The organism is Paenibacillus dokdonensis, from assembly GCF_004916975.1.
Lineage (GTDB): Bacteria > Bacillota > Bacilli > Paenibacillales > Paenibacillaceae > Paenibacillus_AQ > Paenibacillus_AQ dokdonensis.
Genome location: NZ_STGQ01000001.1, coordinates 1,502,484 through 1,517,079, shown reverse-complemented (window position 1 = coordinate 1,517,079; position 14,596 = coordinate 1,502,484). Strand labels below are relative to the sequence as shown.

Annotated in this window: 19 protein-coding genes and 1 pseudogene; 1 reads left to right on the top strand and 19 read right to left on the bottom strand. The window is 36.1% G+C overall.

Translation table 11 applies throughout. From position 1 onward, the window contains the following. Positions 1–118 precede the first annotated feature (118 nt). The 8 genes from E6W40_RS07130 to E6W40_RS07095 form a co-directional block, all read right to left on the bottom strand. Positions 119–1,285 carry an MFS transporter gene (locus E6W40_RS07130; RefSeq protein ID WP_136604850.1) on the bottom strand — a complete coding sequence of 389 codons (1,167 nt, stop codon included), beginning with the start codon at positions 1,283–1,285 and terminating at the stop codon, positions 119–121. An 866-nt stretch (positions 1,286–2,151) separates the two neighbouring features. Continuing rightward, positions 2,152–2,559: a DUF2500 domain-containing protein gene (locus E6W40_RS07125; RefSeq protein ID WP_136604849.1), complete on the bottom strand. Its 408-nt coding sequence runs from the start codon at positions 2,557–2,559 to the stop codon at positions 2,152–2,154. Positions 2,560–2,608: 49 nt separating this feature from the next. Continuing rightward, positions 2,609–2,941 carry an HIT domain-containing protein gene (locus E6W40_RS07120; RefSeq protein WP_211146981.1) on the bottom strand — a complete coding sequence of 111 codons (333 nt, stop codon included), beginning with the start codon at positions 2,939–2,941 and terminating at the stop codon, positions 2,609–2,611. Positions 2,942–2,958: 17 nt separating this feature from the next. Beyond that, positions 2,959–3,474, bottom strand: a complete 516-nt coding sequence (locus tag E6W40_RS07115; protein ID WP_136604848.1) for a GrpB family protein — start codon at positions 3,472–3,474, stop codon at positions 2,959–2,961. A gap of 67 nt (positions 3,475–3,541) precedes the next feature. Then, the gene (locus E6W40_RS07110) at positions 3,542–4,081 is read right to left on the bottom strand and encodes a GNAT family N-acetyltransferase (RefSeq protein ID WP_136604847.1); all 540 of its coding nucleotides are present in this window, start codon (positions 4,079–4,081) and stop codon (positions 3,542–3,544) included. A gap of 70 nt (positions 4,082–4,151) precedes the next feature. Then, positions 4,152–4,823: an HAD family hydrolase gene (locus tag E6W40_RS07105; RefSeq protein WP_246072901.1), complete on the bottom strand. Its 672-nt coding sequence runs from the start codon at positions 4,821–4,823 to the stop codon at positions 4,152–4,154. A 4-nt stretch (positions 4,824–4,827) separates the two neighbouring features. Next, positions 4,828–5,754 carry an aminoglycoside phosphotransferase family protein gene (locus E6W40_RS07100; RefSeq protein WP_136604846.1) on the bottom strand — a complete coding sequence of 309 codons (927 nt, stop codon included), beginning with the start codon at positions 5,752–5,754 and terminating at the stop codon, positions 4,828–4,830. Between the two features lie 34 nt (positions 5,755–5,788). Continuing rightward, positions 5,789–6,796: a phosphotransferase gene (locus E6W40_RS07095; RefSeq protein WP_136604845.1), complete on the bottom strand. Its 1,008-nt coding sequence runs from the start codon at positions 6,794–6,796 to the stop codon at positions 5,789–5,791. Positions 6,797–6,978: 182 nt separating this feature from the next. On the opposite strand from E6W40_RS07095, the gene E6W40_RS07090 reads away from it, so the two are divergent. Continuing rightward, entirely contained in the window at positions 6,979–8,043 is a 1,065-nt protein-coding gene (locus tag E6W40_RS07090; protein ID WP_246072900.1) for an anti sigma factor C-terminal domain-containing protein, read from the top strand. A 115-nt stretch (positions 8,044–8,158) separates the two neighbouring features. Here the strand turns inward: E6W40_RS07090 and E6W40_RS07085 are convergent, their stop codons facing one another. The 11 genes and pseudogenes from E6W40_RS07085 to E6W40_RS07035 all read right to left on the bottom strand — a co-directional run bounded on the left by E6W40_RS07085 (position 8,159) and on the right by E6W40_RS07035 (position 14,378). Beyond that, the gene (locus tag E6W40_RS07085) at positions 8,159–8,548 is read right to left on the bottom strand and encodes a tautomerase family protein (protein ID WP_136604844.1); all 390 of its coding nucleotides are present in this window, start codon (positions 8,546–8,548) and stop codon (positions 8,159–8,161) included. A gap of 98 nt (positions 8,549–8,646) precedes the next feature. Next, on the bottom strand, positions 8,647–8,952 hold the full coding sequence (locus E6W40_RS07080; protein WP_136604843.1) for a hypothetical protein: 306 nt from the start codon (positions 8,950–8,952) through the stop codon (positions 8,647–8,649). A 12-nt stretch (positions 8,953–8,964) separates the two neighbouring features. Then, positions 8,965–9,527: pseudogene (locus E6W40_RS07075) on the bottom strand (HAD-IIIA family hydrolase). A 59-nt stretch (positions 9,528–9,586) separates the two neighbouring features. Beyond that, complete coding sequence (locus E6W40_RS07070; protein ID WP_136604842.1) at positions 9,587–10,129, bottom strand: hypothetical protein; 543 nt, start codon at positions 10,127–10,129, stop codon at positions 9,587–9,589. A 25-nt stretch (positions 10,130–10,154) separates the two neighbouring features. Next, positions 10,155–10,862, bottom strand: a complete 708-nt coding sequence (locus E6W40_RS07065; RefSeq protein WP_136604841.1) for a class I SAM-dependent methyltransferase — start codon at positions 10,860–10,862, stop codon at positions 10,155–10,157. 23 nt (positions 10,863–10,885) lie between these two features. Continuing rightward, on the bottom strand, positions 10,886–11,236 hold the full coding sequence (locus E6W40_RS07060) for a VOC family protein (protein WP_136604840.1): 351 nt from the start codon (positions 11,234–11,236) through the stop codon (positions 10,886–10,888). A 47-nt stretch (positions 11,237–11,283) separates the two neighbouring features. Beyond that, entirely contained in the window at positions 11,284–11,718 is a 435-nt protein-coding gene (locus tag E6W40_RS07055) for an alpha/beta fold hydrolase (protein ID WP_136604839.1), read from the bottom strand. A 32-nt stretch (positions 11,719–11,750) separates the two neighbouring features. Continuing rightward, a complete protein-coding gene (locus E6W40_RS07050; RefSeq protein ID WP_136604838.1) occupies positions 11,751–12,302 on the bottom strand; it encodes a GNAT family N-acetyltransferase in 552 nt (183 codons plus the stop codon). A gap of 99 nt (positions 12,303–12,401) precedes the next feature. Further along, positions 12,402–12,986 (bottom strand): GNAT family N-acetyltransferase, encoded by a 585-nt coding sequence (locus E6W40_RS07045; RefSeq protein ID WP_136604837.1) that lies wholly within the window; start codon positions 12,984–12,986, stop codon positions 12,402–12,404. A gap of 72 nt (positions 12,987–13,058) precedes the next feature. Further along, positions 13,059–13,487 (bottom strand): GNAT family N-acetyltransferase, encoded by a 429-nt coding sequence (locus E6W40_RS07040; protein ID WP_136604836.1) that lies wholly within the window; start codon positions 13,485–13,487, stop codon positions 13,059–13,061. 24 nt (positions 13,488–13,511) lie between these two features. Next, positions 13,512–14,378: a GNAT family N-acetyltransferase gene (locus E6W40_RS07035; RefSeq protein ID WP_136604835.1), complete on the bottom strand. Its 867-nt coding sequence runs from the start codon at positions 14,376–14,378 to the stop codon at positions 13,512–13,514. Between the last annotated feature and the right edge of the window lie 218 nt (positions 14,379–14,596).

Genomic DNA, 14,596 nt, shown 5'->3' with positions numbered 1-14,596 from the left:
TGTTATGTAAAGGTCCCCCATATTTCACGCGTATTTCGGGAATTTTGTGCGCTATGCAAGTGTCAATCATAACAAATCCACCTCTACGAACATAGAAGTGGATTTGTTAAAATTCGATTTATTTATTTCTATGTCTTTCCTTTTGATTTGAATAATCCTTATAGACTAAAACAGCAACAACAATAAAACTTAGACTTACAATACGAAAGATCATCTCTAAACTAACCCACTCAGCTAAAATACCTAATATAAATGCGCTAATTCCAATACCAACATCAAAACTGGAATAAAACGTCGCATTCGCTGCGCCACTTTTTTCTTCACTTACCCTTTGAACTGCCCATGTTTGTAAGCATGGAGACACAGTTCCGTAACCTGCCCCGAATAGGATCGCTCCAATAATAAGATGTAGATCATTTGTTGCATAAGACAGTATAACGAGTGACAAGAAACCTGACATAGCCGCCATGATGATGATAATCCAAGGTCCCTTTTTGTCATACCATCTTCCGGTAAACGGACGTAATAAAGTTGAAACCACCGCATTAATAAGGAAGAAGAGAAAAACATGCTCTAACCCCTTTTGTTTTCCGAAAAGAACTAAGAATGTAACAATCGCCCCATATGCAAATGTGGTAATGACCGACAATAATGCAGGAAACCATGCGTCTTTTTCAAAAATCATTTTGAAAAATTGAAATGGCGGTTTCTCTCTCTTTACTGGAGCAGGCGGATGCATAAATTGGAGCGCAATGACTGCCGTTAGACTAAGGATTACGGATGTCCAAATTAAGATGTCAAAGGAAAAAAAGTCATATATAAAGATACCTAAACTCGGTGCGATGATCGCCCCCACAGTCGTTGAAATAGAGAAATACCCCATCCCTTCTCCTAACCGTGTTTTAGGAATCAAATCGACTGCTATTGTACCATTGGCAGTTGTTGATACGCCCCACGCAATGCCATGAAAAAATCGTAACAATAAAAACAGCCATAATATATTCAGAAAAGGATACACGAGTGTAATAGCCATTAAAACCACACCAGCACCAATGGCTAGAGCTTTACGCTGGTTATCAATGAAATAGAATCCTACCAAAGGTCTGATGAGCACAGCCCCTACAGTAAATAACGTTGTCACCAAGCCGACTTGAATGGTAGTTGCATGAAGACTTATCAAATAGGCCGGCAAAATAGGAAGCAGCATTTCAAACCCAATAAAAACGGCAAAGTTGCTGATTAACAAAAAAAGAAATGATTTATTAAATATTTTTTGATTTTCCATATAACGTTCCTCGCTTCTAAATTTTTTTTTAACTTAGAAGCGCCTGGAACACTGAAACGTTCCTATATTGCCTAAGATTCTTAAACAATTGTCTCACCCTTTCTAAAATTAGATATCATCCAATCAGAATCCGTTTCTACATATTCATCTCAATTTTTCTTCTTTTAGAACACAAAAAAGACGCCTAATAAAACCAGCGCCTAGTAATTGCTTCGTATTTAATCAAAAATCCGTAAACAAATGAAGGATCTTCAAAAGACAAAAAGCTTCCGGTTGCTGTTTTCAATATGAAATTTGCTTAAAAAAGGGCAGACTAATCCCGTTGTTAGCAAATCTCCCAGATGTAAATATGACTTCACTTCTAATTCAATTCTTCTGAAAACAGTTCCCATGACTTTTTGCCTCCTTTCTTAACGAAATGATTTGGTCTATTTTAATAGATGTTGATAAAAAAAGCAAACGGATGCTTTGGCTTCATAGGAGCCTTTCCTACATACAGGTACATTCGTTATACTCCTTTGTTCATTGTTGACGTTTATTCTTATTACTTTGCTCATTTATTTTCATTTTCTCGACTATGATATGAATTATTCCAAGTATTAAACAACAAATCCCTAAAATTATCCCTATATACATTGAGGTATAAGCATAGTCAGGATAACCATCACCGTCACCCACCGGACCCACTCTCGGTTGATACAATGACCATAATTTATAGGATGATATTCCAATGATAAAGAACGAAAAAATAACGGATAGGACTCCCCGTTTCACTGTATTCTCCTTTCGTTCCCTCAAAATATTATATTGTACTCGACATCATGAACGTACATCTCTATATCACTTCAATCATTATTCTCTCATATTTACAATGGTGAGCTTCCTTGTTCATGTATTCTGCTAAATTCTTTGAATCTACTTCCTTGGAAGGTTAATTCTCCGATGTCTCCAACAACAATCATCCCGAATTGATTATCTTTTACATACAATTCTTTTCGGCTGTTATCCTCAAATTCAAAAGTAATATAGTAATTCGTGCTGGCACTCGATTCGCCCGATCCACCCCAAACTTCCGTTCTCTTATCAACGACTTTACATCTTCTTCTTACGACTTCAGAGTTATTGTTTGAAGTCCAAGTTTTTAATCCTTTAATGATAACAACCAAAAATGTTACTACAACAAATGTAAATATAAGCCCTCCGAACAACTTGAAAAACAAGGGTACTCCACTTATGAAGCCCATAAAACCATTCGGTACACCGTAATTATGCATAAGTTATCTCCTTCATTTGATACTCGCTGATATTCTCGCAAGTAATTCTCTATCTGACTTTCTCACCACTTACCACATGCCAGTGAAAATGTTTTGAATCTTGGTACGTTCCTAAGTTTGTAATTATTTTTGAGGACCCGGTTTTCATTGTCATTTCTGCTGCAACTCTTTTAATAACCTTCATTAATTCTAATAATAGGCTATCATTATTTTCTTCTTCTTCAGAAATGAATGATTGTACATGAATCTTGGGAATGACCACAATATGATGTTCATAGAACGGTCTGGTGTGATGGTAAGCCAGAACACGGTCCGTCTCAATTACTTTGTTAACTTGTGTTTTTCCGTTTAAAACTTCATCACAATAAAAATCATGAGTCATAATTACCTCCCGAATTTTCATTTATTCTCCATTACTGCTTGTTCAATAATTTTACGAATGAATGGCCCTTTAGCTTCTGTATACTTAGCCCGATCGTTCTTGTATCGTTTCTCTAGGTCCTTCTTGAGTTTAATATATTCATTCAAAGCTTCGGGGTGATTGACGAGATAATTCCGGAATAATAAATTCTCGTTCCAGTTATCACCCTTGTATTGATAAACGTGTAAATGATGTGTACCTGCTCGCCATTCCCCTCTGCGAAAAAATCTTCTATCCGGAAAGTTCGCATGGTTGATAAATTGATATCCTATTCGAGCTAAGTCAGTAATATGTGTTTGATTCAAGTCATTCAATTCGTTAATACCCACCATGATATCTATGATCGGTTTTGCTCCTAATCCAGGAACGGAGGTACTTCCAATATGTTCTATGCCCAATAAAAGTTCACCTAATGCATTCATGATTTTAGCTTTTTCTAGTACAAATTCAGTAGCCCATTGCGGGTCATATTCAGAGACTATGACTTGTTCCATTTCTTTTCTCCATTCGCATTCATGATTAGGCCTCCTCCATATCAACCCATTTCAAGGCAAAGCCATTCTATAAATGACCGTTATTAAATCGAAAAATCAACTTATATCCGTCATTCTTTGTTTCGGCGAACTCCTCATGGGATGATTCAGAAATATAGTTATGAATTGTCTTTCTCCAGAATGATTGAGCTCTCTTATTGGTATCTGTAGGATTCGTTTGTATTTCCCAAGCACCGATATGGCTATGAAACAATTGAACCGCTGCAGCTTCAGCCATGCCTTTACCTCGAAACGGCCTTAACATAAAAAACTCATTCAAGTAAAATTCACTCCCATGAGGGGTGTAAGGTGGAGTTGCTACAAACGCAAAACCTGCGGGAATTCCCTCTACTCGAATTAAATATGGATAAAGCACACCTGGTTTCTCCCACCATATATCGAAAACCTTATTCTGATCTTTTAAAGTCAACGTGTCATCATCTTCATAAACACCATATTTATTGGGTTTCCATCCCCATATCTCGGATAAATCATGCAAATATAACGGGTAAAGATTGTTTACAATAAATTTTGTGGAATGGTCAGTCAAACTAATCGAGACTTTCATAAAATCTTCTTTCCTCCCGTCCAGTCATAAACCGTTTATGTACTAAAATTATGCTGCTTTATTTCATTTCTCAAAGCATCTCCAATAATTCATTTAATTCTTCAATAGAATATAAAGGTCTAGCCATCAGTTCGTCTTTCCAAGGCTGATTGACTTTAATCCAGATGGTTTCCATGCCTATCTTAGCTGCTCCCTCAATGTCGTTAACCGGATGATCTCCTATGTAGATACATTCCTCAGGTCTTAAATGAAGTCCGTCTAGTGCAAGCTCAAATATCCGCGGATCAGGTTTCTTTACTCCTGCCTCTTCCGATACAATAATCAAATCAAAATGATCTCTAATTCCTAATGTAACAATCTTTCCATATTGTATGGAGGTCTTTCCGTTGGTTATTAATCCCGTTTTGTATTTTTTTCGCAAATGTGTGATAACTTCTCTTGCCTCATTCATCAATACCGCGCTCTTAACATACTCCGTTTTATAGAAATCCAGTAATTCGTTATGCTGAGGCATTGTCATCCATGGTAACTCTTCAATCAGCTCAGAAAATAACTCATTTTTGTCCTTATACCCATCTTGATCAAGATAAATGATTCGATCAAATACCTCTTGAGTTGATTCCAAGTGATTAAAATAAGTATTTAAAAATAAATTCGTGAATTGACTGAACGTACTCGTTCTATCGAGGACTGTGTTATCTAGATCAAAGATGATTGCTTTGATATTATTCATATTTTTCATAATGTTACCCCATAACTGCTTTATTTTCTTGGTACCATTCCGGAGGACCGCCATTACTAAAATCATGCGTTTCAATGATTTGTTCTATCTTATCCAGCGCCTCTTTGGTCCTATGATTCTGGAATCCGCCAATTAATGTTGCATGTTGATTCAGTGCAACAAATAAATTATATTTCAACCAAAAATCTTCCGGAATAGATCCATTAAAGTAACCTTGAACTTGCCCATAAGCAAATCGTTTACTAATGAAACAGGTATACTTCGGCAGCTTGAAAAATTCTTCCCAGGGATCACCCCAGTCAAAGCTGCTAAAATCGATAACTCCAACGAATTTCTTTCTTTTAAAAATCATGTTTGATGGATGAAAATCATCGTGTTGGAAACATACGGAGCTATTGCTTAGCAAATCAAAATTATTTTCAATATAATGTTCAATGTACGCCTGCTTATGAAATGGAATGCCTAGTTCTTTCACTTTCATTTTTTTCTGAATGTATTTATCATATCTTCGTTCAACCCAGTTTATGGGGATGACAGGAATAATCATATGGATCTTTTTTAACTCTTCCCCTGCGGCTATTCCTTGTTTGAATTGAGATTGGGGTGTCAAGTACGGCAGAACCTCTTCTCCGCTTTCTCCATCCGTATAGCTAAGCAATAAACAGCAAAGCTTCAGGTCATTGATAACTTCAAAAAATACAGGTTCCTGACAATTCACCCCATTATCAAAATGTTGTTGCAGGTATTGATACTCCTCAAGGCGGCGAGCATGGGAATCCAATTCATATACACGCAGTAAATATAACGGTTTTTCGGATTGATACAACATATACTTCCTTACGGTTGAATAGCCCTTATTAAGTAATTCAGCTCGATCAAAGTCGATTCTTTGCCGGATTATGTTTAAAAGCTCCTGGATCTTTTCGTCCATAATACCTTCAGCCTCTCTCCATAATCTTAATATTTCATTTTGCTTTAAAACTCAACTTTAATGTTTCCAGCAGTCCATGTTCATTCTGCTTTAACCATTCTGTTCTACTAACTAATTGATTCAGTATGAATCGAAAATGATTTCCTACCTCTTGCCCTGCATAATATTGCCCAATATAAATAGTTATTAGTGTTACATAGTACATCTTCATTAAAAAGGGCATGCATTCAATTTCTTCTTCTGTCAATGTCATATATTGAGCATACTCATCTAAAAATAGTTGCAGCTTTGGGAGTGAACTATCGTTAATTTGAAAAAGATGATTAATACAAATGGCTAACTCCAACGCACGAACATCATACGAAGCAAAGTCAAAATCTAAAACACCATTCATCGTTCTTCGCTTACGATCAATTAGTAAATTAAAAATTAACAGATCATGATGAATGATTTGCTTAGGTAAGGTGTCTATAAGGGATTCATTCTTTATCACCGTTTGAAAAGCATTTGTTAAAACAGACCGTTGGTTTCGATCTATTTCAAAAGGCGGTTGATTAAAAAAATCATATACAGTTCTTTCATTACATAATGGATGAAGGTTATATATATCATGAAATTGCAGCTTATTCACATTCGAATTCGTTTTGAAATCCTTGAATATAACCGAGAGTTCTCCTACGGCTCTTCCATATTCACGTGCATCTGTTATCTGTGTTAAGTCCGGGACTTCTCCCTCGATAAAGTACATCATGGACCCTAATTGCCCATTCGACAGCTTGACGTATTTCTCCCCGGTACTGGCTGTTAAAAATCCTGGAACCTTAAATGATAAATTACCCTGCTCCAAAAACGTTGTTAATTCGATTTCAAACTTTAGTTTCTCAAGATTTTTGGATTGCTTATCATATATTCTTGCAACATATTTTTTATTATTTATTGTAAGTACTTGAGAATAATTAGTGAGTCCAAATGGAACCGATTCTATTTTTTCTATTGATTCATTAAAATAATACGTCATCAGCTCTTTAATTAAATACTCCAATACGGTGTCCTCTTTCTTTGTGCTTTAATGATATTCTTATTCAATCAGCAGTCTCCCCCGACTCTATTTTATACCAATACATCCCTTAGAATGTAATTATAGTATAATAATGAGAAAAAATCGTATCTCATGATCATGGAAATTTTCTGTTGTATGACTCAAGGGGAGGGAGCGCTTCTACGATGCAGGATGAAATTGAAAAGCAGGAAATCGATGTGCACAGGTACGGGGATTTAATTACTGAACCTCCGAAATGGAGTAAGAAGAAGTTTAATCGAATGATGTGGAGAACACGAATGAATAAGCTGAGAAATGCAGCATCTGCAGTAATCCTATTATTTTTATTGTATACGGTCTATATTTCTGTCATTCACATCTATTTTAGTACTTCAGGAGGAAATGGAACTTTTATTAGATCAATTATTACGATCGTAGAGCTGCACGAAAATGGCGTTAGAGTGGAAAGGCCAGCAAATTCAACAATCGAGGTTTCCCCATTTCTGACACAAAAGGCAACACTTGAGCTTTATAGAAATGTAGGGGATTGGCAGGTCATTACAGGAGAGATTCGAGCGAAAAAAAGCGTGTTTGGCGAGCTAACCTATTCCATCGAGAATATGAGTACCTATTTGAATAAAAACAGTCATACTGAATTCATTTTGCCGGCATCCATTATGTTTGATAAACCAGTAAAAGACACACAACGACAGGTAGGCGATCTTGAACAATTAAGTAAAATTGAAGACGGAAACGTGGCAGAGTTATCATTTTCTATAAACACCTTAATGTCGCCAGAGCATCTTATGGAACTGCTCGCGCAGTATAATATTGTAGTGACGGGAATGCCCGTATATGCAGGTGAACTTAAAGCTTTCGACACTTCTCATTCGGTTGCTGGAGGCACGGATTATTACGTTCCATATTTAAACCTTAGACCAAAGTCTGGATATGACGATAATAATGAGCTTTCATCGTGGCAGCTATATTTTGCGACGGCAGATAGGGGCACAATGTCTGAGCATGTAAAGAATATGATGTCTGAACTTGAATGGGTGACCACCAACATCCAATATAACGGTGTGCACCAAGATAAAGAGCGACTTGCTTTTTTACTGAGAAATGAAGTTCAGGTTTACGGAGCGACTGTCACAGGTCCTGTGCGGGAGCTAGAAAAGCTGAAAGAACAACCGGAGTTCCGGGAATTCCGATTGGGGCGTATTGAAGTATGGAATTGGGATAAGAAATAAGCGGTTTTTTAAACGTCCATCTTCCTTATGTTGATCTTTAACTAAGGGAGATAGGCGTATACCTAATAATAGCTCGATCGTCATTTTGGGTCACACTCGTCATCCATATCTCCCTTTACACATTTACATTATAGTTCAGTTGGAGCTCATCCCCTGGTAATCCTCTAATTCCCCAATGATGTTTAGGCGTTTCGAAAATTGTTATTTCTAAATCGTTCATATCAATTTGAGCTTCATGATATATTCGCTCAAACAATAACTTGATCAACATCTTTTTTGCCTTTACGGATCTTCCTTCAAAAATGCTAATTTCGATAATCATATATCTGTCTGATCGGTCTTCTGGATAAATAAAGTCTTCCCTTTCCAGGTTGAAAAATCGTTGGAACTTCTTCTTCGCAGGATATTGAAATGCATCGACAATACATGAATGAATAACTTCCGAAAGAAGGGTTTGTTTGGGTTTCATAAACTCCTTCAAACCATATACTTTCACTTGCGCCATGGTCCTCGTCCCCTTTTAGTCATTGATTCCCTTTAAAGCCTGCACGGTCTTTTTCTTCCTACCTGAATTTATTTCATTTTTAACAAACATGGATCTTGTTACCTGGAATCTTCTTTATCCCATAATCTAAATAATCTCCATACACTGTAGAAAATCAGAGTAATAATACCAATGGTGTAAGCAATTCTTAAGTAATCAATTTGGTAAAGCACTAAAAATCCATTGACATCGGTACGATCAACCACAGAATTAAAAATGAACACATAGCTATATCCAGATACATTCTTCTCCGGTCCCCATACTTCAAAGCAAGGAACAAAAATAATACCCACAAAGAAAATTACAACAATATAAATGATCAAAAGAATACTTCTTTTTGATATGCTCTTATCGATTTCAATCACTCCTCATATATTTCAGTGTTCCATGTTCATTTCGGAATTTCCTACTGATTTTATAATGTATCGAATGGCATCTTCGAAATTATTTGCGATAAAGTCTGCTTCAATATTGGACCACTTATGTCTATATTTATGAAGAGCATCATTACCTGCTCCTGTTAATACTAATATCTTCTTACATCCAGCACGATTTGCAGCTAAAATATCAGACCATCTATCGCCTATTACTATGCAATTGGATAGATTTAGCTCGTTCTCAGTTGCAGCTTGATGTAACATTCCGGGATTGGGTTTCCGGCATTCACAGCCTTCGGTGTGTTGGTGAGGACATATGTAGACATCATCAAACCCAATTTCTTTCATTTCACTCTCAAAATCTTCTTTTGTCGCTTCCCTCCACGAGAGATTCCCGGTTGGTTGGTAAATCCAAAAAGCTTTATTCCTAATTTTTTTAGTTTTTCAATGCTGTCTTTTGTTTTAGGGAATAATTCAAAATCTCCTGGTAATACCACTTCATCTGTTCCACCAATTGTTCCATCACGATCAATAAAAACTGCTTCTATCTTGAACGTTTCCATGTGCGCCCCCCTCCATAGTTTTGAGCAAGCAGCATGATGACATTTAACCTATTACCGTTTTACTTATATCCTTTAAAATTTTCGTCTATTTCTTCAACTACTTCTTGAGTTCCATCTTTTTTCACTCTTTTCACTTCTGTATCTTTAACATCACTGATGGCATACCAAAACCTTTTGTCCCCATCAACCTCGACTATTTTTGCTGGTTCCTTACCTACAAGTACCTTTGAAATGGAATTATCATTGATCGTTCCCGAAAATATGTATGGTACATCTTGCATTGAAGACCATTGCACAAAGGAATTCCACTCTGCCCCTCTAGTATTCTTCCACTTCCATATACCATTCTCTCGCTCAAAATATGCAATGAATATTTGATCTCCTTGAAGATTATTTTCTCTAAAAATAGCAATCGCATCGTTTTCTTCAACAACATTTTCTTCCTTATGAACAAGAGTATACGAATAATGAACTTCTTCATCAAAGTCCTTTTTATGTTTTTCCATTTTCGCATAAAAAAAGTCATCAAAAGTTTGTTCGTTGGAACAAGCAACTAAAAACGCTGCAAAAATGAATATTAAAGAAAGCAGCCTGCTTTTCAACTTCCTCTCCCCTTCTCTAATTCACTCACAGAATCTTTTTAGATACAAAAGTAATACAGTCAGATGTCAATTTAACCGGTTGTCCATCTCGTACAATTTCGTACTCTAATTGTTTAACAATTCGCTTTTGAATTTCCCACCCATCATAATGACGATCCAGTAAATTCAACATTCTATCCGTTGGTATATTCACTTCAAACATCGGAACCAATTCCTTATTCGTCTCCATAGTTACTTCCCGTATGCTTGAGCCAATAATTATACAATTCACACCACCTCGTTTAGTCCCTAAAATCATTTCATTCATTTTTCTTTCTAATGCCTCTTCAGAACTTACATGCTCCAAAGAGGAAACTGCTATGATCATGTCATATTCATTTGAATGGATTGGGAAATTCTCAATATCAGATAGCTTAGCCTCTATTAAATGTTGAACTCCAAATTCTTTACTATAATCAAGCAGCTTCAAAATAGCAGACTCTAGCAGGTCAACACAGACAACTCTCCCGGATTTATTCTGCATCGATTTAGCTATGGGAATGCTATTTCTCCCAATGCCTGAGCCCAAATCAAGTACATCTAAACAATCGGAATTCCCGAATTGAATCAAAAGATCGATTACCGTTTTTACAGGTTTATGAAGCCATGATCCCGTTTCAAAAAGTTTATAGTTCTCATAACAGAAATCATGATATTTCTTTTCTTCCGCCCTAATCTGATCTATTTTGTTCATGCCTTCACCTCTGCTTTTAGCAATTAATAGTCCTTTATTTCAATTCTATTTCCTTCTGGATCAATGATCACCCCTATGGTCCCCCAAATATATTTTTGAACTTCGATGGCTATTCCACGACCTTCAAGCTCTATTATTGTTTCATCAAAATCCTGCACTTCTATTCTTATTACGGTTGGGTTTTGAGCTCTATTTTTTTCTGTGGTATTTGAAATTCCGTTATTCTCAACCATCAAATAGCTGCCACCAAAATCAAGCTTTGAAAGGCCTTCTTTTCTTTCTCTTATATTAAGGCCAAGCTTTTCAGTATAGAATTTTACGTTATCTTCATAATATTCTAAAAACAATATCAATCCTGATTCTTTTATTTTCATATAAATGATTCTCCCATAGGATAATGTTTTCTGATGCCTTACGTCTTTTACAAATCACTCACAAATCTCCTTATTTCATTAACATATACATCATTTCTTTCAAATCTTGGAAAATGGCCACTCTTCTCAATGAATACATAACTCTTTTGACCCTTTCCCTCAAGAAAACGCTGAACCTGATTGTTACTGGAAACCCAATCTGTCTCACCTTTGATCAGCAGCATAGGGCACTCCATTTCATCCAGCTGATTCAATAATGATTCAAATACTAGTCCCTCACTATATAATTTGTTTTGGTGTACGTTGGCTTTTCCCCATTCTTCCGGAGACAATCCAGAAGCAATGACTAAACGATCGAAAAAGTTTTTATCTTGACCGTAAACGTATAACTCATCTTTATGTGAACCTAACTGGTTTAGTGTGTTACTAAACTCATTCCATATTTCGCGTGGATCTTGTATCTCGCACACCCTGCATATCATTCGTTCCTTTCTTCCTCAGCTAATGGAATACATTATATTTCTTTCTTGTTCACAAACTCTTCTCTCAAGATACCCATATATACGACATCAGTGTATTGACCATTCGAAAAATGTTTTTGTCTTAGACGTCCTTCTTCTTTAAATCCGCATTTTAAATAGCATTTTTTTGCCTTTTCATTGTAATCATGTACCTCAAGTTGTAGTCGATTTAAATTTAGTTGTAGAAAAACGAATTTCTGTATTAATTGGATAGCTTCAGACCCATATCCTTTGTTATGTAATTTAGGACTACCAATAACAATTCCCATTTCGGTACTTCTATTCTTCCAATCAATGTAAAATAAATCGATTTGTCCTATATACTCTTCTGTTTCTTTATCAGCGATTACAAATCCTTTCTGCTCTGTTTTCCCCTCAAGTAAAGAATTTAGATATAATTCTGTTGCATTTTGTGAATGAGGATATAAAAATACATCAGATAAATTGTCCGTTATTTCAGGGTTATTCACCCACAACCTCATTGAATCTAAGTCTTCTTTCCTGTACTCTCTTAAAATGATTCTTGAGCCAATGATATGTGGCATATGTTTCACTCCCTTGTTATTTATATCTCTCCTGACCAAGGCGCTTGCTGACGCTTTAATTATCTGTTAGGCGATCCCGTTGGCCTCCTAGTGAACTATTTACAAAGTTCCTCTTGATCTCTCATGCTCTATAAACTCATTCTTAGTTAAACCAAATAGAATTAGATTGTGATATTGCCCATCTGTATAAATGACTTCACGTCGAATACCTTCTTGTACACATCCAAGTTTCTTCATCATGGTTGCAGAAGGTACATTTCCTTCAAGAACACAATCATTGAATTTATGAAGCCGTCTTTCGAAAAAAGCATATCTCAAAAGAATTCTAACAGCCCTTGTACCATATCCTTTCCCTCTATAATCCTGATCAACCTGTATACCGATACTAAAAGTTCCGTTCCTCTCATCAATGCTATTTAAGTTTATTCCTCCAATATTTTCACCCTGCAAACTTTCGATAGTAAACATGATCCGACCGTTCCCAGAATCAAAATCAGAGTATGATTCAGCAAATTCCTTCGCCTCTGTGATTGTAGGCGGTAATTCAACTGCACATTCCAATAAACGACGTGCCGGCGTATCAAAGCGATTATAATAATACCCTTCCCAATCTTCAGCCTGAATCGAGCGTAATCGGAGCACTTCATCTTGCCAAAAATAATGGGTATAGTTTATTTCTTTCATCGTTATTCCCCCATGACTAAGCGTTATTTTTAAATAGACTGCGATTATCCAAATCTCATCCACTCACAAAAATCACATTATTTTATTTTCATGGACGACTCCGAACATTCCTGTCATTCCATCATGTTTATTAAAACCATATTTATTATAGAACGGCTCTTTTCCCTTGGCTGCAAATAGACCTATAAAGGATTTTTCAGGTGCATTTTCGTTTAAATATTCCGAGATGGCTTCCATGATCATTTTTCCGATGCCATTGTTTTGATGCTCCGGCATGACTGCTACGTCTTGAATATAAAAATAAATCCTTCCGTCTCCAACAACCCTTCCCATTCCCACTATTTCATCTTTATATTGAATAACAACACCAAATAATGACTGGTTTAAGGATTCTTCTGCAACTTCAAAATTCATAAACTCTTTCCACCCAACGGCATGACAAAGGTTTGTATATTCTGCAACAGTAGGCATTCTTTTAAGTGTTATATATTCTTTATTCATTGATATCCCCTTTAAAATATAAAATCACTGCATTGATCTTTTAGTCATTTTCGCAAATCTAGGTCCTGCTTGAAATCCTGCTTTACTATAAAGTATTTCTGCATAGTTACCTACAGTAATGCATAATTTCACAACCTCCGTATAAGCGCTTGCAGAGTCTTTTATGTAATTTAGCATAAATTCTGCAATTCCCTTATTCCTGTATTGAGGAACAACGCATAACTCTCCAATTTCTGCAAATCCTAATGGCATGTTTTTACTGATACCCGATATACAAAGTCCAACGATTTCTTGGCTCTGTTCATTTACGACATATATCGAAAGATTCCTATGCTTGTAAACTTGCAAAAGATACGATATATCCTCCATTATCTCCTCATCATCGGGAACACCAAAGATCTCGTAGTCAATTCCCCCACGGTATCCTTCCTTCATAATTTCTTTAATCTTTGTTATGTCAAAAGTATCCTCTAACGTATAAAGAGAGAATCCCGCTGGAAGAACCGGCTTTTTACTTGTTCCCGTAGGACAGCACATTACCTGTCGGATTACATTTACTTTAAAACCAAATGACAGCAGTATCTCTACATCTTCTTGCAGAACTCCGTTGATATTACTTATGTCTTTGCAACATTTCAATAAAACCCTCCACATTTGTTGTCGATCAGAAAATGGAGGAATTACAAAAGGAAACATTACCGTATCTTCCATCTTTACCACCCCTCCAATCCTGTCATCACCACACATGATCCAAAAACATTGATCTGTAAACTTCGTATCATTCAAGCGAGTATTCCAGTCATACCACATCTCAATATCGGAGTTGGAATATATAACTTGATGAACCGCAAATGAATTTTTATCTGCCTGTTCTAATCTATATTGTTCCATAAAGATATTCCTCCCGGATTTAATTTGTTGTTATAGAAGCTGCAACTATCGTTCGGCATTCCTAATGCTCAAGCGGCTTAATTGACCAAAGGGAACATCAAACTTATCATAATCATGATTAATCTCTCCGGTTTATCAAATCTATTTTATTTTCTAATCTTTCTAATGTTTGTTTAGTTGTGTCAATATGTATCATGATTTTTCGAACAAATCTAAAT